General features: G+C 72.8%; 15 protein-coding genes. 13 read left to right on the top strand and 2 right to left on the bottom strand.

Going from position 1 to position 21,202, the window contains the following annotated elements; all coding sequences use genetic code 11:
* Positions 1 to 393 precede the first annotated feature (393 nt).
* From ACN20G_RS07230 to nudC, 6 genes are all read left to right on the top strand, one after another.
* Positions 394 to 822, top strand: a complete 429-nt coding sequence (locus tag ACN20G_RS07230; RefSeq protein ID WP_424211896.1) for an MGMT family protein — start codon at positions 394 to 396, stop codon at positions 820 to 822.
* Between the two features lie 750 nt (positions 823 to 1,572).
* Positions 1,573 to 5,487, top strand: coding sequence for a UvrD-helicase domain-containing protein (locus ACN20G_RS07225; protein WP_424215408.1), 3,915 nt, complete (start codon positions 1,573 to 1,575; stop codon positions 5,485 to 5,487).
* A gap of 1,359 nt (positions 5,488 to 6,846) precedes the next feature.
* The gene (locus tag ACN20G_RS07220) at positions 6,847 to 7,272 is read left to right on the top strand and encodes a hypothetical protein (RefSeq protein WP_424211895.1); all 426 of its coding nucleotides are present in this window, start codon (positions 6,847 to 6,849) and stop codon (positions 7,270 to 7,272) included.
* Positions 7,273 to 7,324: 52 nt separating this feature from the next.
* Positions 7,325 to 10,930: an ATP-dependent DNA helicase gene (locus ACN20G_RS07215; RefSeq protein WP_424211894.1), complete on the top strand. Its 3,606-nt coding sequence runs from the start codon at positions 7,325 to 7,327 to the stop codon at positions 10,928 to 10,930.
* Positions 10,931 to 10,940: 10 nt separating this feature from the next.
* Positions 10,941 to 12,365, top strand: coding sequence for a dipeptidase (locus tag ACN20G_RS07210; protein ID WP_424211893.1), 1,425 nt, complete (start codon positions 10,941 to 10,943; stop codon positions 12,363 to 12,365).
* Between the two features lie 160 nt (positions 12,366 to 12,525).
* Positions 12,526 to 13,443 (top strand): NAD(+) diphosphatase, encoded by a 918-nt coding sequence (nudC, locus tag ACN20G_RS07205; protein ID WP_424211892.1) that lies wholly within the window; start codon positions 12,526 to 12,528, stop codon positions 13,441 to 13,443.
* Positions 13,444 to 13,522: 79 nt separating this feature from the next.
* Here nudC and ACN20G_RS07200 read toward each other — a convergent pair whose 3' ends face one another.
* The gene (locus ACN20G_RS07200; RefSeq protein ID WP_424215407.1) at positions 13,523 to 13,783 is read right to left on the bottom strand and encodes a mycoredoxin; all 261 of its coding nucleotides are present in this window, start codon (positions 13,781 to 13,783) and stop codon (positions 13,523 to 13,525) included.
* Between the two features lie 227 nt (positions 13,784 to 14,010).
* Between ACN20G_RS07200 and ACN20G_RS07195 the strand changes: the two genes are divergently transcribed.
* The 5 genes from ACN20G_RS07195 to ACN20G_RS07175 all read left to right on the top strand — a co-directional run bounded on the left by ACN20G_RS07195 (position 14,011) and on the right by ACN20G_RS07175 (position 17,934).
* Positions 14,011 to 16,206 (top strand): ATP-dependent DNA helicase UvrD2, encoded by a 2,196-nt coding sequence (locus ACN20G_RS07195; protein ID WP_424211890.1) that lies wholly within the window; start codon positions 14,011 to 14,013, stop codon positions 16,204 to 16,206.
* A 174-nt stretch (positions 16,207 to 16,380) separates the two neighbouring features.
* The gene (locus tag ACN20G_RS07190) at positions 16,381 to 16,731 is read left to right on the top strand and encodes a hypothetical protein (RefSeq protein WP_424211889.1); all 351 of its coding nucleotides are present in this window, start codon (positions 16,381 to 16,383) and stop codon (positions 16,729 to 16,731) included.
* Positions 16,732 to 16,904: 173 nt separating this feature from the next.
* Entirely contained in the window at positions 16,905 to 17,273 is a 369-nt protein-coding gene (locus ACN20G_RS07185) for a WhiB family transcriptional regulator (protein WP_424211888.1), read from the top strand.
* Positions 17,270 to 17,602, top strand: coding sequence for a hypothetical protein (locus ACN20G_RS07180; RefSeq protein WP_424211887.1), 333 nt, complete (start codon positions 17,270 to 17,272; stop codon positions 17,600 to 17,602). Before ACN20G_RS07185 ends, ACN20G_RS07180 begins: the two co-directional genes overlap by 4 nt.
* Positions 17,603 to 17,748: 146 nt before the next feature.
* Positions 17,749 to 17,934 carry a hypothetical protein gene (locus tag ACN20G_RS07175; protein ID WP_424211886.1) on the top strand — a complete coding sequence of 62 codons (186 nt, stop codon included), beginning with the start codon at positions 17,749 to 17,751 and terminating at the stop codon, positions 17,932 to 17,934.
* A gap of 22 nt (positions 17,935 to 17,956) precedes the next feature.
* Here ACN20G_RS07175 and ACN20G_RS07170 read toward each other — a convergent pair whose 3' ends face one another.
* On the bottom strand, positions 17,957 to 18,508 hold the full coding sequence (locus tag ACN20G_RS07170; protein ID WP_424211885.1) for a GNAT family N-acetyltransferase: 552 nt from the start codon (positions 18,506 to 18,508) through the stop codon (positions 17,957 to 17,959).
* A gap of 349 nt (positions 18,509 to 18,857) precedes the next feature.
* Here ACN20G_RS07170 and ACN20G_RS07165 point away from each other — a divergent pair, with 349 nt between their 5' ends.
* Both ACN20G_RS07165 and ACN20G_RS07160 read left to right on the top strand, forming a co-directional pair.
* A complete protein-coding gene (locus tag ACN20G_RS07165; protein ID WP_424211884.1) occupies positions 18,858 to 20,168 on the top strand; it encodes a DUF3696 domain-containing protein in 1,311 nt (436 codons plus the stop codon).
* A complete protein-coding gene (locus ACN20G_RS07160; RefSeq protein WP_424211883.1) occupies positions 20,158 to 21,192 on the top strand; it encodes a hypothetical protein in 1,035 nt (344 codons plus the stop codon). Before ACN20G_RS07165 ends, ACN20G_RS07160 begins: the two co-directional genes overlap by 11 nt.
* Positions 21,193 to 21,202 lie beyond the last annotated feature (10 nt).

Genomic DNA, 21,202 nt, shown 5'->3' with positions numbered 1-21,202 from the left:
CGTGGTGTCGACCGGCCGGGTCGGGGGTGTGCGCCGGGCGCGCCCGGCGGCCGGCCTGCGGCTCGACCGGGGCCGTGACCCCGGACTCCCCGTCGACCGGCCCCCCTGGGCCGGACGGCCCCTCGGGTCCCGCAGATCCGGGCGCGGCGGAGCCGCCCGGGTCCGGGACGTCACCCGTCCCGGCCCCTGGCCCCGACTTCTCCGGTGGACTCACACCGCGCTCCTTCGTCGTCACTTCCGTCTCTTCTTGCTCGCGTATCACGGCTCACCGCCCGCACGATGGTGGCACGGACCGGCCCGGCCCCGGACCGGCAGGGCCGCGAGCCCACCCCGATCCGTCCCCCGGGACCCCCGAGCACGGCGTCGGAACCCCCGTGCGGGACGTACGGCACCATGGGCACGGTGACGGACCACGATCCTGCCGACCCCACCGCCCACGACCCCGCCGACCCGCCCCCGGGCCCCGGCGAACTCCCCGATTACGCGGAACGCGTCCTCTCCACCACCGAGCTGATTCCGCCCGGCCGGGTGATGACCTACGGCGACGTCGCCGAATGGCTCGGCACCGGAGGCCCCCGCCAGGTCGGCGCCGTCATGGCCCGCTGGGGCGGGGCCGTGCCCTGGTGGCGGGTGGTCCGCTCCGACGGCCGCCCCCTGCCCGGGCACGAACACCGGGCCCTGCCGGAGTACCGCGCCGAGGGCACCCCACTGCGCGACTCCGCGACCGGCCCCCGCGTCGACATGCGCCGAGCCCGCTGGAACGGCCGCCCCGACCACCCGACCACCCCCACCGACCACACCCAAGCCGACCCCCACCACTGACCACGCCGCAACGGCCCGCCACTCCACCCCGGCCCGACAGACCGATGCGACACGGCAAGCCGCCCCGCCCCGGCACGCCGTTCCGGCCCGTTCCGCAGAGCCGCCCCGGCCCGTCCGCGCGACGCGGCACGGCGGCCCGCCCGCGGGCCCGGTGCGGGCCGCGGGTGGCACCGGACACGCGCGCGGACCCACGGGGGACAGCTTCGGCCATACCCGGGCCCCCACCACCCCCACGCCGCTCCCGACAGGCCCGTACGAGCGACCCCCGCACCCCCGCGCGCGCCCCCACCCCGGCCCACCGGCCACCCCCGCACCACCCGCCACACCACTCGGCCCACGTCGGCCTCCCGACGACAGGCCCGCACGACGCCCACCCCCGCCCCCGCGCTCCGGGCGCTCCGGCGGGCCCGGCCGATCCGCCCACCCACCACGGGCCCCGCAGGCCACACCGGTGCCGCCCGCGCCGCCCGCCCCACCGACGCTGCTCGCCCCGCCCGTGTCGCCTGCTCCGCTCGTGCCGTCACACCCTCCGTCCACCCCGCCCGCACCCCCGCGCACCCGCTCACCTGCGGGACCTGCGCACACCCCGACCGGTGTCGTAGCGTTGCTCTTTCGCCCGCCCGCGGGCGGCCCGCCCGTGCGACGCCCGCACGGGTCCTCGAACGACCAGGACCGGCCCTCCACGTGCTCACCTCTCCTCCCGCGACGGACCGCGCACCGCGGCCCCGGACCCCGGACGCGTACCGCCTCGTGCGCACCGGGCCGGAACAGGTGGATCCTCCTTCACTGGACGCAGCGCAACAGGCCGTGGTTGATCACACCGGCGGTCCGCTGCTCGTTCTCGCGGGCCCCGGCACCGGCAAGACCACCACCCTCGTCGAGACCCTCGCGGCGAAGGTCGCCGCCGGCGCGGACCCCTCCCGGATCCTCGTCCTCACCTTCAGCCGCAAGGCCGCCGTCGAACTCCGCGACCGCACCGCCCTGCGTCTGACCGGCGGCCGCGCCCCGCAGGCCACCACGTTCCACGCCTACTGCTACGCCCTCGTCCGCGCGCACCAGGACCCCGAGCTGTTCGCCGAACCCCTGCGGCTGCTCTCCGGGCCCGAGCAGGACGTCACCGTCCGCTCCCTCCTCGCCGGTCACCGCGAACTGCCCGAGGCCCACCGCCCCATCCGCTGGCCCGACGACCTGCGCGCCGCGCTCACCACCCGCGGCTTCGCCGACGAGGTCCGCGCCGTGATCGCCCGCAGCCGCGAACTCGGCCTCGGCCCCGAGGCCCTCGCCGCGTTCTCCGCCCGCCAGGGCCGCCCCGACTGGACGGCCGCCGCCGCGTTCCTCGCCGAGTACCTCGACGTGCTCGACATGCAGGGCAGCATCGACTACGCCGAGCTCGTGCACCGCGCCGTCCTCCTCGCCGAACGCACCCCGGCCGTCGCCGCCCAGTGGGACGCCGTCTACGTGGACGAGTACCAGGACACCGACGCCGCCCAGGTCCGCCTCCTGCGCGCCCTCACCGCCGGTGGCGCCACGATCACCGCGTTCGGCGACCCAGACCAGTCCATCTACGCCTTCCGGGGCGCCGACATCAACGGCATCCTCGGCTTCACCGACGCGTTCCCCGGGGCCCGCGTCCGCACCCTCGACGTGTCCCGCCGCTCCCGCGCCACGCTCCTGGCCGCGACCCGGCTCCTCACCACCCGCATGTCCGTGCCCCGCCTGCCCGCCGCCGCCGTCCGCGCCCACCGCGCCCTGACCGCCACTCGCGACGGCGGCCGCGTCGAGGCCCACACCTACCCGACCGCCGGCTCCGAACTCGACAACGTCGCCGACGTCCTGCGCCGCGCCCATCTGGAGGACGGGGTGCCGTGGGAGGACATGGCCGTCCTCGTCCGGACCGGCGGACGCACCCTCGTCTCCGTCCGCCGCGCCCTGGCCGCCGCCGGCGTGCCCGTGGAGACCGACGGCGGCGACCTCCCCCTGCGCCACGAACCCGCCGTCGCCCCCCTCCTCACGGCCCTGCGCGTCACGGCCACGGCCGCGCTCACCACCCCGGTGGACACCCCCACCCCGCACGTCCCTCCCCAACGCACCGAGGCGACGGCCCCGACCCCGACCGGATCCGACCCGGCCCCCGAGGCACACGTCCCGTCCCCGTCCGGCCTCACGCCCGAGCCCGCCACGCCCGGCCCGACCGCCGCGGACACACCGCCCGACCTCACACCGGAGAACGCCCCCGCAACACCGGCAACACCGGCCACGGCGCCCACCCAGCCCGCTCCGGCAGCCGAGGCACCCGCTGCCGCTCCCGCTCTGGCAGCCGAGGCACCCACGCTTGCTTCCGCTCTGGCAGCCGAGGCACCCACGCTTGCTCCCGCTCCCGACGGAGCCCCCCACGGCCTGACGCGCGGGCCCGACCCGTCCGGCCGCACCTCCGCGCCCGAGGCCGCCCCGTCCGGCCCCGCGCCCGCGGTCGCCCCGTCCGGCCTGCCCTCCGCGACCCCGTCCGCCCCCGAGGCCGCCCCGACTGCCTCGTCCGGCCGCGCATCTGGGCCCACCCCGTCCGGTCCCCCCTCCCCGACCCCGTCCGCGCCCGAGGCCGCCCCGGCCGGTCCCGGACCCGGGCCGTCCGACCTCACCCCCGAGCCCGAGGCCGCCCCGGCCGACCCCGCCCCGGCCTACCCCGCGTCCGAGGCCGCTCCGCACGCCGCCGCTTCGCACGCCGCCGACCCGCACGACCCCGCCCCCCAGGCCCCCCAGGAGAGCCACGCCGCGCCGTCCTGGCTCTCGGTCGAGGACGCCCTGGACCTCCTCACCTCCCCCCTCGCCGGCCTCGACGCCGCCGACCTCCGGCGCCTCGGCCGTGCCCTGCGCGACGAGGAACGCGCCGCCGGCGCGCCCGCCCCCGCCCCCTCCGACGTGCTCCTCGCCCGCGCCCTCGCCGAGCCCGAACGCCTCCTCGCCCACGACGTCGGTCACGCCCGCGCCGCCCACCGCCTCGGCCTGCTCCTGCGCAAGACTCGCGAGCTCCTCGCGGGCGGCGGGGGTGCCGAAGAGGCCCTGTGGACCCTGTGGGACGGCACCTTCTGGCGCGAACGTCTCCTGCGCGGCGTCTCGCGCGGCGGCGCCGCCGCCCGCAACGCCGACCGCGACCTCGACGCCCTGTGCGTCCTGTTCGACACCGCCGCCCGCGCCGAGGAACGCACCGGCGGCCGGGGCGCCCTCAACTTCCTCGAACAGCTCGAAGCCGAGGACATCGCCGCCGACCCCCTCTCCGGCCGCACCGCCGGCCGCCGCACCGAGGCCGTCCGCCTCATGACCGCGCACCGCTCCAAGGGCCTGGAGTGGAGCCTCGTCGTCGTCCCCGGGCTCCAGGAAGGCGTCTGGCCCGACCTGCGCCGCCGCGGCTCCCTCCTCGAAGCCGACCGCATCGGCGTCGACGGCCTCGCCGAGCCCCTCACCGCCGGCGCGATGCTCGCCGAGGAACGCCGGCTGTTCTACGTGGCCGCCACCCGCGCCCGGGACCGGCTCGTCGTCACCGCCGTCAAGGGCGCCGCCGACGACGGCGACCAGCCCTCCCGCTTCCTCACCGAACTCGGCGTCACCCCCAAGGACGTGACCGGCCGGCCCCGCCGGCCCCTGTCCGTGCCCGCCCTCGTCGCCGAACTGCGCGCCACCACCGTCGACCCCGCCGCGAGCCCCGCCCTGCGCGACGCCGCCGCCCGTCGACTCGCCCGGCTCGCCGCCCTCACCGACGAGGACGGCCGGCCGCTCGTGCCCGCCGCCCACCCGCAACGCTGGTGGGGCCTGCACGAGCCCACCCGCGCCGAGAAGCCCGTCCGTGAACGGGACCGGCCCGTCGTCCTGTCCGGCAGCGCCCTCGACCAGCTCGCGAACACCTGCTCCCTCCAGTGGTTCCTCGGCCGCGAGGTCAAGGCCGACAGCCCCGCGACCGCCGCGCAGGGCTTCGGCAACGTCGTGCACGTCCTCGCCGACGAGGTCGCCTCCGGCCGCACCCCCGCCGACCTCGACGTGCTGATGGAACGCCTCGACACCGTGTGGGACGCCCTCGCCTTCGACGCGCCGTGGAAATCCGCGCAGGAGAAGGAGAACGCCCGCACCGCCCTCGAACGCTTCCTGCGCTGGCACCACTCCGACCGGGGCGGACGCACCACGGTGGCCACCGAGCACGAATTCGACGTGACGATCGAAGCGGGCGAATACGCCGTCCGCGTCCGGGGCTCCATGGACCGCGTCGAAGCCGACGGGGCCGGGCGGGCCTACGTCGTCGACTTCAAGACCGGCAAGGGCACCCTCACCCGCGCCCAGGTCGAACGCCACCCCCAGCTCGCCGTCTACCAGCTCGCCGTCCGCGAAGGCGCCGTCGACGCGGCCTTCGACGGCACCCGCCCCCCGCCCGGCGGCGCCGAACTCGTCCAACTCCGCCAGGGCGCGCCCCAGAAGGAGGGCGGCGACGAGGCCCCCAAGATCCAGGCCCAGGCCCCGCTCGGCGAGGGCCCGGAAGACTGGGCGGCGGACCTCCTCGCCACGGCCGCCGGCCGCGTCCTCGACGAACGCTTCACCCCCACCACGGGCGAACACTGCACCCGCTGCTCCTTCCGCTCCTCGTGCAGCGCCCGAGCCGAAGGCCGCCACACGATCGACTGACACAGCCGCGCGGGCGCCTGCGGGCGGTGCGTGGTTCTGGTCGGTGGCTGGTGTGGGTCGGGTCGCTCCCGGCAGCCCGATCGTCTTTCACCGGTGTGGACGGCCTCAAGGGCGCTCCCTTCGGTCGCGTCGCTGCGCGATGGCGCAAGCGCCACCCTTGACCCCGTCCCCACCGGCGCAAGCCAACCGCTCTGCCGGCACCGCCCCCTATCCGAAAGAAACGTGCCGGGCGGGGGGCCACCTGTGCCCAAGCCCGTCCCCTGCCTGCGGGTCGGCCCGTGGGGACACACCAGCCCGTCCCACCCCGACCCCGCCAGGCGCCAGACGGCTGAGGCACGTGGCAACACGCCGGACCGGCCCACTCCGGGCCCGCCCGGTGTCGGTCGGCCGCCCCGTGGGGGCACACAAGCCCGGTCGTACCCGGGCCCGCCAGGTGTCAGACGGCCGCGCGACGTGGCGACACGCCGGGCTGGTCGCAGTCGGGCCCGCCTGGTGTCAGGCGGCCGGGGTTCGGGGTGGCACGACGGGCCCGCACCCGCCCGAGACCGCCCGGTGGGCGCGGCGGGTGGCGGGGCGCACGGTCGCAGTTCATGGAGCGGCCCACCCCAGCCGCCCCCGGGCCGGTCGCCTGCCGTGGACCAACCCCGACCCCGAGCGAACCGTCGAACGGCCACGGCCCCAGACCCCGGCGTCCCTCCGCCGCCCCTGGGAAAAGCCTTTGACCTACCCGCCGCCGGCAGGCGGCCACCCCAGCCCCCCCCCAACGGTCTGGTGCGCGAAGGGCCCAACCCCATCCCGCCGTCCGCACCCCACCCGCCCAAAAAATCCGCGACGATAACAACCGAACACCCCCTAACGAAGGCCCCCAGCTACCCAAGGCCCCCGCAATGCCCGGAATGTCGCAATCTTCAATCCTTACTCAAAACCCCACCCCGCCGCCACAAACCCGCAGGTGAAAGACTCCAGCCCCCGCGCACGCGGGGATGACCCCGACCTGCGTTCGATGGGAGATCTGGACAACCTCCAGCCCCCGCGCACGCGGGGATGACCCCGTCGACGCCGCCGTCCAATTCGCCGACCCTGACCAGCCCCCGCGCACGCGGGGATGACCCCACCGACGCGCTGCATCGTCCGCTCGGACGGCACCAGCCCCCGCGCACGCGGGGATGACCCCTGCGCCCGTGCGGAGGCCCCGAAGGCGCGGATCCGCTCCCCGCACACGCCGGGACGTCGCCCCGTCGGTCTGGTCCTGCCACCGGTGGATGGCTCGCTGCCCGTGCCCGCCCGCCCCGGTACCCGGGTGGAGATGAGTACGCGTACTCTCCCCGCCGCCCACCCCCCGCCCGAAGACTGGGGCGCATGAGCGACGTACTGCGTAGTCCCCGGTCTCGTCCCGCGTTCGGGCGGATTGGTGCCGGGTTGGTGGCCGGGGTGGTGGGGGCCGGGGCCTGGGCGGCCTGGTTGGGGTGGGATCAGCTGCACGTTTCGACCGTCGAGGGGGTGCCGAACGAGACGTACGCCGTGTGGCAGGTGCTCGGGCTCGGGTTGACGGTGCTCGCCGGGGTGTGGGCGACCGCCGCCACGCCGTGGGGGATGGCGTCGGCGCTCGGGTTGACGGCCGGGGTCACGTTCGGGGCCTGGTACGACTGGTCCGACGACGCCAGCGGCCTGTACATGGTCGGCGTGACCATGCTGCTGTTCGGGACCGTGACCGTGACGACCCTGACCTCGATCCTGATCGAGTCCCTCGTCCTGCGGGCCCGCCGCCGGCGCGGTCGCGCCTGAGGGGAGGGGCGCGCGCGGGCCGGGTGTCCGTGGTGCGGGCTAGCCTTTTCGGGTGGCCCCGCGTACTCCCGTACTCAGCGACCCCGAGCAGCTCAAGGAGCTCCTCGGGATTCCGTTCACGCCCGAGCAGATGGCCTGTGTCACCGCGCCCCGGTCGCCGCAGGTGATCGTCGCGGGGGCCGGGAGCGGGAAGACCACCGTGATGGCCGCCCGCGTGGTGTGGCTGGTGGGGACGGGGCAGGTGGAGCCCGGTCAGGTGTTGGGGCTGACGTTCACGAACAAGGCCGCCGGCGAGTTGGCCGAGCGGGTGCGCACCGCGCTCGGCCGGGCCGGGATCCTCGACCCGGATCCGCTGCCGGGGGAGGAGGAGGCGGCCGGTGGGGAGGCCCGCATCTCCACGTACCACGCGTTCGCCGGGCAGCTCCTGAAGGACCACGGGATGCGGATCGGGTTGGAGCCGACGACGCGGCTGCTGGCCGACGCCACGCGTTTCCAGCTCGCCGCGCGGGTGCTGCGCGAGGCCCCGGGCCCGTTCCCGGCGCTGACGCGGTCCGTGCCGGACCTGGTGGAGGAGCTGCTGGCGCTGGACGGGGAGCTGTCCGAGCACCTCGTGACCCCCGACACGCTGCGGGCGTACGATCTCGCCCTCCTCGACGAGCTCGCCGGCGCGAAGCTCACCAACGCCGACCTGCGCCGGGTCCCCGACACCGCGCGGGCCCGGCTGGAGCTGCTGGAACTGGTGGAGCGCTACCGGCAGGCCAAGCGCTCCCGTGACCTGATCGACTTCGGGGACCAGATCGCCCTGTCCGCACGGCTCGCCGAGGACCGGCCCGAGGTGGGGGCGCTGCTGCGGGAGGAGTTCCGGGTGGTGCTCCTCGACGAGTACCAGGACACCTCCGTGGCCCAGCGCCGCCTGCTGTCGGCACTGTTCGGCGCGGGCACGGAGCACGCGGACGGCGCCGGGCACACGGGCGGCGGCGCCGGGCACGCGGTGACCGCCGTCGGCGATCCCTGCCAGGCCATCTACGGGTGGCGCGGCGCGTCCGTCGCGAACCTGGACGACTTCCCCGAGCACTTCCCGCACGCCGACGGTCGGCCCGCCGACCGCTTCGCGCTGAGCGAGAACCGCCGCAGCGGCGGCCGGCTCCTGACCCTCGCCAACGAGCTGGCCGCCCCGCTGCGGGCCCGGCACGACGGGGTGGAGGCGCTGCGGCCCGCGCCCGACGCCGAGCACGACGGAACCCTGCGCTGCGCCCTCCTCGACACGCACGAGGAGGAGCTGGAGTGGCTCGGCGACTCCGTCTCCCACCTGATCCGCACCGGCCGCGCGCCCGGGGAGATCGCGGTGCTGTGCCGGTCCGCCGCCGATTTCGGCGCGATCCAGGCCGTGCTGGTGGCCCGGGACGTGCCGGTCGAGGTCGTGGGCCTGTCGGGGCTGCTGCACCTGCCCGAGGTGGCCGACCTCGTCGCCGTGTGCGAGGTGTTGCAGGACCCGGGGGCGAACGCGCACCTGGTGCGGATCCTGACCGGCCCGCGCTGGCGGATCGGCCCCCGGGACCTGGCCCTGCTCGGGCGTCTCGCGCGCCGGCTCGTCGCCCGCGACACCGGTGGGGAGGACCGGCTGGCCGCCGCCGTCGAGGGCGTGGACCCCGCCGAGATCGTCTCCCTCGCCGACGCCCTGGAGGTGTTCCTCGACGGGGCCGGTGTCGGTGGCGACGAGGGGCCCGGGGCGGCGTTCGACGCGGAGTTCCCGTTCTCCCCGGAGGCGACGGTGCGGTTCGCGCACCTGGCACGGGAACTGCGCGACCTGCGACGTTCCCTCTCCGACCCGCTCATGGACGTGCTGCACCGGGTGCTGTCCACCACCGGCCTGGACGTGGAGCTGGCCGCGTCCCCGCGCGCGCTGGCCGCCCGCCGCAAGGAGACCCTCGACAACTTCCTGGGCGTCGCCGCCGGCTTCGCGGCCGTGGACGGCGAGGCCGGCCTGCCCGCGTTCCTCGCCTTCCTGCGCACCGCCGACCGGCACGACAAGGGCCTCGACAACCCGCTCGTCGGCGGCGAGAACACCGTGAAGGTCCTCACCGCCCACAAGTCCAAGGGCCTCGAATGGGACGTGGTCGTCGTCCCCGGCCTGATCGGCGGCGGCTTCCCGAAGGAGAAGGCCCCGGACGCGTGGACGGCGCACGCGAAGGTGTTGCCGTACGCGCTGCGCGGGGACGCGGCCACGTTGCCGGCGGACCCGGAGTGGACGGCGAAGGGGCTGTCGGCGTTCAAGGCGGCGCTCGGGGCGCACAAGGGGGTCGAGGAGCTGCGGCTGGGCTACGTCACCTTCACCCGGCCCCGGTCCCTGCTGCTGGCCTCGGGACACTGGTGGGGGCCCACGCAGAAGAAGCGGCGCGGCCCCTCCGCGTTCCTGGACGCCGTGCACGACGGGCCGTGGACGGAGGTCGAGGCGTGGGCGCCGGAGCCCGAGGAGGACGCGCAGAACCCGGCGCTGGACCCGGCCGGGGCCGTGGACGCGGCGTGGCCGCTGCCGCTGGACCCCGACACGCACCGGATGCGGCGGGCGGCGGCGGACCTCGTGGAGGCGTACCTGGCGCGCGCCCGGGCCGGCCACGCGAGCGCCGGCGCGGCGCGGGCGGGCGAGGCGGACGCCGACGCCCACGACGCCGAGTACGTGTGGCCGCCCGACTGCGAGGAGCCGGACGGCGTTGGCGGCGCGGACGGCGCGGGCGACGGGCCCCCGCCGGAGTGGGAGCCCGACCCCTGGGACGCCGACCCCTGGGCCGACGCCACCGAGGCCGTCGACAGCGCCGAAGCCACCGAGGCAGCCGCCGCAGCTCCCGACGACCCCGCCCTCGGGGCGCCGGTCGACGTGCCCGGTGAGCCCGTTTCCATCGACCCCGGGCTCGGCCTCGCCCCCGAGGAGCGGCGGGCCGTCGAGTCCTGGGATCGGGATCTCGACGCCCTCGAAGGGGAGCTGCTGCGGTCCCGCGCCGCCGTTCGCGAGGTCGAGCTGCCCACCGCCCTGTCCGCCTCGCAGGTGCTGCGCCTCGCCGAGGACGAGGACGCCTTCACCCGCGAGCTGGCCCGTCCCCTCCCGCAGCCGCCGCAGCCCGCCGCCCGGCGCGGCACCCGCTTCCACGCGTGGGTCGAGTCCCGGTTCGCGGATCTTCCGCTGCCGCACCTCGACGTGCTCGACCCGATCGCCGACCTCCCCGGCACCGACCAGGAGATCGCCGACGAACGCGACCTGGAACGCCTCAAGGCCGCGTTCGAGGCCGGCCCGTACGCCGACCGGCCCCCGTACCGCATGGAGGTGCCCGTCCAGTTGACCCTCGCGGGCCGGGTGATCCGGGGCCGGATAGACGCCGTGTACCGGAGCGTCGACGCCGACGGGCTGGTGCGCTGGGAGATCGTCGACTGGAAGACCGGCCGCGCCGCCGGCGCCGACCCGCTCCAGCTCGCCGTCTACCGCCTGGCCTGGGCCGAACAGACCGGCACGCCGCCCGAGCGGATCACCGCCGCGTTCCACCACGTCCGCACCGGGCGCACCATCCGTCCCCCGGGCCTGCCCGACCGTGCCGCCCTTGAGCGCATCCTCCAAGGCGGGCCGGGCAAACCGGACGCCGAGCTTCACCTTCCGACACACGGTTAGGCTCAGGGGCATGAGCGCAATCCCGGACAGCGTCGTCCGCACGTACATCGACAGCCACCGCACCGCCTTCCTCGCCGACCTCGCCGAGTGGCTGCGGATCCCCTCCGTCTCCGCCCAGCCCGAGCACGCGCCCGACGTCCGGCGCAGTGCCGAATGGCTGGTGGGGGCCCTGCGCGACTCCGGGTTCCCGGTCGCCGAGGTCTGGGAGACCCCCGGGGCGCCCGCCGTGTTCGCCGAATGGCCCAGCGAGGACCCCGGGGCCCCCGTCGTCCTGGTCTACGGCCATCACGACGTGCAGCCGGCGGCCCGCGAGGACGGGTGGCACACCGAGCCCTTCGAGCCGGTGATCGTCGACGGGCGGATGTACGGGCGGGGCGCCGCCGACGACAGGGGGCAGGTGTTCTTCCACACCCTCGGCGTCCGCGCCCACCTCGCCGCGACCGGGCGCACCGCGCCCGCCGTGCACCTCAAGCTCCTCATCGAGGGCGAGGAGGAGTCCGGCTCCATCCACTTCCGCGAGCTCGTGGAGCGCGAGCGCGCCCGCCTCGCCGCCGATGTCGCGATCGTCTCCGACACCGGCATGTGGAACGAGACCACCCCCACCGTCTGCACCGGCATGCGCGGCATCGCCGACTGCGAGATCGACCTGTACGGCCCGGACCAGGACATCCACTCCGGCGCCTTCGGCGGGGCCGTGCCCAACCCGGCGACCATAGCCGCGCGTCTCGTCGCCGCCCTCCACGACGAGGACGAGCGCGTCACGATCCCCGGCTTCTACGACGGGGTCGCCGAACTCGGCGAGGCCGAACGCGCCCTCCTCGCCGAGCTGCCCTTCGACGAAGCGGAATGGCTGCGCACCGCGCACTCGCACGCCCCGTTCGGCGAGGCCGGGCACTCCACTCTGGAGCGGATCTGGGCCCGCCCCACCGCCGAGGTCAACGGCATCGGCGGCGGCTACCAGGGCCCCGGCGGCAAGACCATCGTGCCCGCCTCCGCGCACCTGAAGCTATCGTTCCGCCTGGTGTCCGGGCAGGACCCGTACGAGGTCGAGGCGGCCGTCAAGGACTGGGTCGCCGCCCGGATCCCCGCCGGCATCCGCCACGAGATCGTCTTCGGCGCCCCCACCCGTCCCTGCCTGACCCCCCTGGACCACCCGGCCCTGAAGTCGGTGGTCCGGGCCATGGGACGGGCCTTCGAACAGAAGGTCCGCTTCACCCGCGAGGGCGGCTCCGGCCCCGCCGCCGACCTCCAGGACCTCCTCGACGTGCCCGTCCTCTTCCTCGGCATCTCCGTGCCCTCCGACGGCTGGCACTCGCCCAACGAGAAGGTCGAGCTGAACCTCCTCCTCAAGGGCGTCGAGACCGCCGCCCACCTGTGGGAGGACCTCGGCACCACCTGGCGACCGGCCGAGGCGGACGTGCCCGCGACCACCTGAGCCCACCGCCACCGCGGGCCGCCCGCCCCGCCCCGACCACCGTGCCGGGGCCGGCCGGCGGCGGCCCGCGCACCACACCGTCCGTCCGCAGGGGCGCCTGTCCGTCCCACACCACCGGGGGAGTTGGAACCACCACGTGAGCACCTCGACCGAGCGACCCGTGTCGCTCAGTGAAGCCAGCGGCATCGACCGCGCCGCCCACCACCGTCTCGACGAGGCGTGGCTCGCCGCGGCCTGGAGCCACCCCACCACGCGCGTGTTCGTCGTCTCCGGCGGACAGGTCCTCATCGACGACACCCCCGACGGGGGCACCGAGATCGTCATGACCCCCGCCTTCGAGGCGCCGGTCACCGAGACCCACCGCTACTTCCTCGGCACCGACGAGGGCGGCGTGCACTACTTCGCCCTCCAGAAGGACTCCCTGCCCGGCCGCATCGACCAGTCCGCGCGTCCCGCCGGGCTGCGCGAGGCCGGCCTGCTCCTCGGCCCCCGCGACGCCGGCCTCATGGTGCACGCCGTGGCCCTGGAGAACTGGCAGCGGATGCACCGCTTCTGCTCCCGCTGCGGGGACCGCACGGTCGTCGCCGCCGCCGGCCACATCCGCCGCTGCCCCGGCTGCGGCGCCGAGCACTACCCGCGCACCGACCCGGCCGTGATCATGCTGGTCACGGACGCGGAGGACCGGGCCCTGCTCGGCCGGCAGGTGCACTGGCCCGAGGGCCGCTTCTCGACCCTGGCCGGGTTCGTGGAGCCGGGCGAGTCCATCGAACAGTCGGTGGTCCGCGAGGTCTGGGAGGAGGCCGGCGTCCGGATCGGACAGGTCGACTACGTCGCCAGCCAGCCCTGGCCCTTCCCGTACAGCCTGATGCTGGGCTTCACGGCGCGGGCCACGTCCTCGGAGATCTCCGTGGACGGCGAGGAGATCCAGGAGGCCCGCTGGTTCTCCCGCGAGGACCTGCGGAAGGCCATCGAGGCGGGCGAGGTGCTGCCCCCGTCGGGCATCTCGATCGCGGCCCGCCTGGTGGAACTCTGGTACGGCCAACCCCTCCCCAAGCCCGGCCCGCCCCCGACCCCCTGAGCCCGCGAGGGTCCGTTCGGACACGACGAAGGCCCCCGGGATGCGGGGGCCTTCGTGGGGGCCGGCGGGCCGGGGTCGGTCAGACGGTGAGGGCCTGCTTGACCTGGGCCAGGCTCGGGTTCGTCATCACGGACTCGGTGCCCGAGTCGCCGACGACCAGGACGGTCGGGACGGTCTGGTTGCCGCCGTTGGCCTTCTCGACGAACGCGGCCGAGTCCGGGTCGTGCTCGATGTTGATCTCGGTGTAGGCGATGCCCTCGCGGTCGAGCTGCGACTTCAGGCGACGGCAGTAGCCGCACCAGGTGGTGCTGTACATCGTCACGGAACCCTTGTCCTGCATGGCTGCGCTCTCCTCTGGCATGCCCGGCGGTGTGTGGCCTGATCGGAGTGGTCGGGTGGGTCCGACACCGTCCGATCCAGTCGAACGTACGCCGGCGCCGGCGCATTCCCGTCGGCGGCAGGATGTGACGGGAGTCGCGGGTCACGTTCCGTACGACGGTATGACCGCAGCGTTTCCCCTGTGGACAACGTTCCCTTCCGTCCCACCGAACCTGGCAGCATGGCGGAGTGACAGCAGCCACCCACACCCCCAGCTTCCCGGCGGTCGCCGAGACCGCCGACGCGGTGCTCCTCGGGCTCGACCCCGAGCAGCGCGAGGTCGCCACGACCCTCCAGGGGCCCGTGTGCGTCCTGGCGGGGGCCGGCACGGGCAAGACGCGCGCCATCACCCACCGGATCGCCTACGGGGTGCGCTCCGGCCTCCTCGCCCCCACCAGCGTGCTCGCCGTCACCTTCACCAATCGGGCCGCCGGCGAGATGCGCGGCCGGCTGCGCCAGCTCGGCGCCGAGGGCGTCCAGGCCCGCACCTTCCACTCCGCCGCCCTGCGCCAGCTCCAGTACTTCTGGCCCAAGGCCGTCGGCGGCGAGCTGCCCCGGCTGCTGGAACGCAAGGTGCAGTTCGTGGCCGCCGCCGCCGACCGCTGCGGCCTGCGCCTGGACCGCAACGAGCTGCGCGACCTCACCGGCGAGATCGAATGGGCCAAGGTCACCCAGACGGTCCCCGCCGACTACGCGGGCGCCGCCGCCCTCGCCGGCCGCGAGACCCCCCGCGCCGCCGCCGAGATCTCCCAGGTCTACGCCCACTACGAGCAGATCAAACGCGACCGGGGCATGATCGACTTCGAGGACGTGCTGCTGCTCACCGTCGGCATCCTCCAGGACCGGCACGACATCGCCGAGACCGTCCGCCGCCAGTACCGGCACTTCGTCGTCGACGAGTACCAGGACGTCAGCCCCCTCCAGCAGCGGCTGCTCGACCTGTGGCTCGGCGACCGCGACACCCTGTGCGTGGTCGGCGACGCCAGCCAGACCATCTACTCCTTCACCGGCGCCACCCCCGACCACCTGCTCGGCTTCCGCGCCCGCTACCCGCGGGCCACCGTCGTCAAGCTGGTCCGCGACTACCGCTCCACCCCGCAGGTCGTGCACCTCGCCAACGGGATCCTCGCCCAGGCCAGTGGCCGGGCCGCCGAGCACCGCCTCGAACTCGTCTCCCAGCGCGAGCCCGGCCCCGAGCCCGCGTACACCGAGTACGCCGACGAACCCGCCGAGGCCGAGGGCGTCGCCCGCCGGATCAAGGCCCTGATCGCCGCCGGGGTGCCCGCCGGCGAGATCGCCGTCCTGTTCCGGATCAACGCCCAGTCCGAGGTCTACGAGCAGGCTCTCGCCGACGCCGACGTGCCCTACCAGCTGCGCGGCGCGGAACGGTTCTTCGAACGGGCCGAGGTCCGCAAGGCCCTGATCACCCTGCGCGGCTCCGCCCGCGCCGCCGGCAACGATCCGGCCCTCGCCGACGCCGTCGGCCTCGGCGACCAGGTCGGCGCCGTCCTCACCGCCCACGGCTGGAGCCCCACCCCGCCCGCCGGCTCCGGCGCCGCCCGCGACCAGTGGGAATCCCTGGCCGCCCTCGCCCGCCTCGGCGCCGACTTCGGCCGCGCCCACCCCACCGCCGGCCTGCCCGAGTTCGTCGCCGAACTGGAGGCCCGGCAGATCGCCCAGCACGCCCCCACCGTGCAGGGCGTCACCCTCGCCTCCCTGCACGCAGCCAAGGGCCTCGAATGGGACGCCGTCTTCCTCGTCGGGCTCACCGACGGCATGCTCCCCATCACCTACGCCAAGACCGACGAACAGATCGAGGAGGAGCGGCGCCTCCTCTACGTCGGCGTGACCCGCGCCCGGCACCACCTGACCCTCTCCTGGGCCCTGGCCCGGTCCCCCGGCGGACGCAACTTCCGCGGCCCCAGCCGCTTCCTGAAGGGGCTGCGCCCCGGTTCCGGCGGCGTTCGCGGTCGCGGAGGCGCGGGCACCGGCGCCGCCGGCGCGGGCCTGGGCCCCGACGGGACCCCCGAGCGCGACGCCCGCGCGCGGCGCCGGCGCGGCAACGCCAAATGCCGGGTCTGCGGCAAGACCCTCATGGACGCCGGCGAGATCAAACTGCTGCGCTGCGAGGACTGCCCCTCCGACCTGGACGAGGGCCTCTACGAACGACTGCGCGAATGGCGCCTGGCCCAGGGCCGGCGCCAGGGCATGCCCGACTGGTGCGTGTTCACCGACAAGACCCTCCTGGCCATCGCCGAACTGTGCCCCGACACCCGGGGCGAACTCGCGACGATCGCCGGCGTGGGACGCGCCAAGCTGGACCTCTACGGACCCGACGTACTGGCCATCTGCGCAGGTCGGGACCCTGGAGAAGACCACGACTGACACACTCCGAAACTCGTCGGAAAAATAGTTTGCGCGAGCACGGCGCATCCCCATAGGTTCTTAGCAACGGAAACAGAGGCTTCTTGGAAGCCCTGGGTTCGTGCTGTACTTGTCCACATACACGGGACTGGCCTGGCGGCCGGTCCCCGAGACGCCGAGAGGAGGCGAGTCCCCGTGACCACGATCATGACCACCACCAAAATGACCGAGATCTCGGTCGCCGCCTCCCCCTGCCTGCTCGGCTCGGCTCTCCTGCTCGCCGCGCCCTCGATCAAGGGTCACGGCACCGGTCTGTCCCTCTCCCTGGGTACCAGCGCCGGCTTTGCCGCCCCCGCCATCGTTCGCGAGCGGAACGAGCGACCGCTCACGGCATCGGCGGCAGTAGCCAAGACGGCCATGGGCTATGGCTTCGGCGCCACCGATGCCGGCACCCGGACTCCGCAGCACGAGCAGCACCAGAACGTCAAGCACCAGAACGTCATGTGGGCCTTCCGCGGGCTCGAACCCTGGAGTGATCCAGCCTGATCGCATGATCAGGCCGGCGCCTTCAGGGCCGCGGAACCCCACCGGGATCCGCGGCCCTTCTGTTTGCCCCGAACGGGGAGCGACAGACGCGAAGGCGCCTCGGGACTGGCCATACCAGGTACCAGCCGAAACCCGGCCACCAGCCGGAACGACAAGACGAGGAAAGACACCCCGTGCAACTCGAAGCGCACGCCCCGTCCGTACCGCAGGACCGAAAGATCACCCCGCCCCCCGCTCCGGAGGACTCCACCTTGACCCCGCTCACCGCGCTCTCCGCGCTCGACGACGCCATCGAGAACCTCGGCGTGCCCGTCCCCTGCCGCTCGTACGACCCGGAGGTCTTCTTCGCCGAGTCCCCGGCCGACGTCGAGTACGCCAAGTCCCTCTGCCGCACCTGCCCCCTTGTCGAGGCATGCCTCGCCGGCGCGCAGGAGCGCCGCGAGCCCTGGGGCGTCTGGGGCGGCGAGCTCTTCGTCCAGGGCGTGGTCGTGGCCCGCAAGCGGCCCCGCGGCCGCCCGCGCAAGAACCCGGTCGCGGCATGAACGCCCGCGGCACCATCGACCACCCCCACACGCACGACCCGCTGAAGCAGGACCCCATGACGGCCCACGCCATGACGAGCGAGCAGCCCTACGGCTCCGCCACCGAAGACTTCATCACCACCGGCGCGATCACCTCGCGTCAGAACAGGACCCGCGCCATGCAACTCATCCCCGAAGCCCTGGCCCGTGCGCATATGGACGACCGGATGCGCGAGGCCGACGCCGAGCGTCGCGCCCTGCGCCTGGTCACCGCGCGCCGGATGCAGCGTCGCGCCGAGCGCGTCTCGCTGCGCGCCCGTCGCGCGCTCGCCATGGCCGTCATGCACTGACGGACGGCCCGGCCCGCACCCGCGGGCCACGCACGACCACGGAGGGACCCGGCCGCACGGCCGGGTCCCTCACCCGTTTCCCACCCGTCACCCCGGCGGACGCACCGGACGCGAACACCACCGCCCGGCGGCGCTATCGTCGGCGAATGACCGCCTCCGAGCCCCCGCCCCCGGCCCGCTGCACCCACTGCGGCGCGCCCGCCCCCGCCGACGGCCCGCCCCTCACCTGGACCTGCTCCGTCGAACGGGGCGAGCGCCACTACACGTGCGGGGACTGCGCCCGCGCCCACCTGCGCTCCATCGAAAGCCGCCTCGACCCCGCCTGGTGGTGACCTCGGAGGTGGGGCCCCGGGCTCAGGCCCCCGCCGGGGACCCGAACGACCAGCGCCAGACCAGGTCCGTGCCCGTGTCCGCCGGGGCCGACGGGCCCTCGTACGGCCGGCGCCCCACCTCCGTGAACCCCAACCGCCGGGGCACCGCGCCACTGGCCGTGTTCGCCACGTCGTGGTGGATTTCCACCCGGTCGATCCCCGGCAGCCCCCGCCCGGCCTCCACCAGGGCCCGCACCGCCGCCGTCACCAGCCCCCGCCCCGTCCACGCCGGGTGCAGCCAGTAGCCGATCTCCAGCGCGCCCGCGCCGATCCGTCGCATCAGACTGCAACTGCCCGCGGGCTCGCCGTCGACGGTGATCGCGAAGTGGAAGGCGTCCCCGGAGGCCCACTCCTCCTGGCACTCCGCCAACCACGCCTCGCCCCGCACACGATCGTGCGTCGCCGCGAACGGCATCCACGGCACGAGGTGCTCACGCGCCCCGACCACCAACGCGTGCAGCACGTCCACGTCCTCCTCGCGCCACCGGCGCAACGCGACGGGCCCGGAGGAAAGCATCTCGGCAGGCTGTGTCATACCGGCATCCTCGACTCCGCCCACCACCCCCCACAACGCATTTCCGGCTGCCCCGACGCCTTGGGCTGCCGAAGGCGCGATATCGGAAGCCCTCCGTACGCGCAGACCGTGCGTCATCCGCCACCTCGTGTTTCACGCTGCCGTCCCCGAGATTCTGGTTGCTAATGAAACCGTATCGGATGCCCGGAATCCGGATGCCCTGCGTCCACTTGACGCACTGAATGCCTTTGGCCGGTGATGGTCTGGCGACAGGCAAGATCCTTGTGGAATCATGATCTGGATGCCCATAAGCAATGTTCATCGCCCGAATGTTGTGCCGTAGCTGCGCGAAGGTCTCCCCCGAGGTCACATGAGGCTCCTTCGGGCTGCGGACATGCACAAGACCGAACGGAGTGCCCGCGTGTCATTGGAGAAGTTCTCTTTGGAGAACTATCGATGCTTTAGGGACCGGCAGGAGGTGGAGCTTGGGCGCATAACCGTGGTGTTGGGACGCAACAACTCCGGCAAGAGCGCGGTTGTGCGGTCTCTCCCAATCCTGGCCTCGGGATTCTCCACTGACTCTCCCTACCCTCTGGACCTGAACCCCGTACAGGGACCCGCTCCCTTGTTCACCGACCTGATTCACGGCTCGTCCCCACACGGGCGCATCGGCTTGGGAGTCGAGGTGCTTACGCGCGACGATCGCGTGATCACCGTGGACGCCAACATTCAGAACATCGCCGATCACAGGATCCAGCTCGTCTCGGAGCTGCAGATCGCGCAGAACGGGCAGAGGAGAAGTTTCTCTTGGGTGCCCGGCCCCGACGCGTACTTCGCGCAGGGGCGGACCTATCACGATGGCAAGGACACCTGCCGTATGACATTTCGCGGTCTGTTGCCTGACGGGGGTGGCTCCTTCGGCTTCGTGAGTGATGCAGGCGAGGTCACGGAACTGGTTCGGGAGAGCTTCGACGAGGTCCGCTACCAGGGACCGCTGCGAGAGGTTCCGAGGCGGTTCTTCCAGGCTTCGTCCAGGGCCTCACGCACCGTAGGCCACCGGGGTGAAAGGGCCTTGAGTATGCTCGCCGCTCACGAAGCGGATCCTGGTCGCATGGTCGAAGAGGTCAACCGACTGTTGGAGTCGATGCTGCCGGGGTGGCGTCTTGCGCTCACGGATCTCGGCTCGGACATTTACATGCCTCGTTTACACTCCACCCGCAACCCTGACCTGTTCGTACACATCGACGATGTCGGAACTGGCGTCATACAGTTCCTTCCCTTGCTCGTGCAGCGTGCGGCAGACAGGGTGAACCCGCCGGCCATGTCAGTGATCGAAGTAGTGGAGGAGCCCGAACTGCATCTTCACCCTTCAGCCCATGCGTCGATCGCGGATCTATACATTGATGCGGCCCAGAATTCTTCCGTCCGGTTCATGGTCGAGACGCACAGCGAGAACTTCCTCCTCCGTTTGCGTCGGCGCGTGGCTGAGGGGCGGCTGGCACCAGAAGATCTGAAGGTTTACTTCGTCGAGCAGGTGAGCGGCTCGTCCCAGCTTCGGAAAATCGAGGTAGACAGGCTCGGGAACATTGACTATTGGCCTGCAGGGGTTTTCTCGGAAGATTTCGAGGAGATCAAGGCACTCGCCCACGCGCAGGTGAATCGAGCCCGCGATGAGGGTTGAAATATCTTCCGATCTTTTCTCCGGTGACATGGGTGCGGAGGATGTTGATCGAGTCTTCAAGTTGATTTCTCTCTTCAGAGAATCCAGACACGAATGGCAACTTTCGCCGCTGGAATGTGAGGCGGTAGACAGGTTCTTTCGGGTTAATTTCCCCAGCCTTGCTCCTGTGTATCAAGAGGTTGCCGCGAAATCCAGTGCCGCCGGGGTCTGGCTCCCGACCCGGAACGCTGCAGAGGTGGTAAGGGTAACCGGAGATACTTTGCTGGATGATGTTCTCGATCTTGGCAGGCCTGCGGTCCTGGTGGTCGAGAATGCCATCTACGACTGGCAGATGATAGAGGCAATAGCAAGAATATTAGGCTTCGAGGATATTATTGAGGCCAAGGAATTTTTTAGGTTGGAGATTTACAATGGAGGTGGAAAGCATGGTGCGTCCGTTCATGCTGTTGAGCAGGCCGGAAAGTTTGCTCGAACAAAACGGGTTGTCCTGGTTCTGGATGGAGACAGTTACCACCCCGACGAGCCTTCGCCAAATTTCGGCTATGGGGCTGCGGTAGTACGCGAAGGGGGTGATTCGCATGTCTTGATATTTCGAGAGATGGAGAATTACATCCCGAATCGAGTTCTTGCTCGACAGCCGAAGATCGCAAATCTCCAGGCGAAACAAAGTAAGCGTTTGGATTCTCTGAAAAGGCTTTCTGTCGAACAGCGGGCCTATTTCGACATGAAGAATGGATTCAGGGGGAAGGGTAAAAATCCTCCCAGCTTTTCAGAGCGGAAACCTCGCCACGCCCATGGTTCCCGTGGGGCGTACAGCATAAATCCTCGGCATCTCGACCTATATGCCAATGTGGCGGAAAGTGATCTGATCATCCTGCGGGAAGGGTTCGGGGTAGAGTTGCCTGGACTTTTCTTGAGGGAGGTCAAGCTCGGAGGTGTCATAGAGAAGGACCTAGAAAGTCTGGGGCCTGGCGCGTCCCGAGAGCTGCGATCGATGCTGGAAAAGATTCGGAGTGTGATCTGAGCCTCATGGA

It is taken from the genome of Streptomyces dryopteridis (genome assembly GCF_049606955.1).
Classification (GTDB): Bacteria; Actinomycetota; Actinomycetes; order Streptomycetales; family Streptomycetaceae; genus Streptomyces.
Note: the sequence above shows the minus strand (reverse complement) of the source record. Positions and strands in the feature narration are given on the sequence as shown.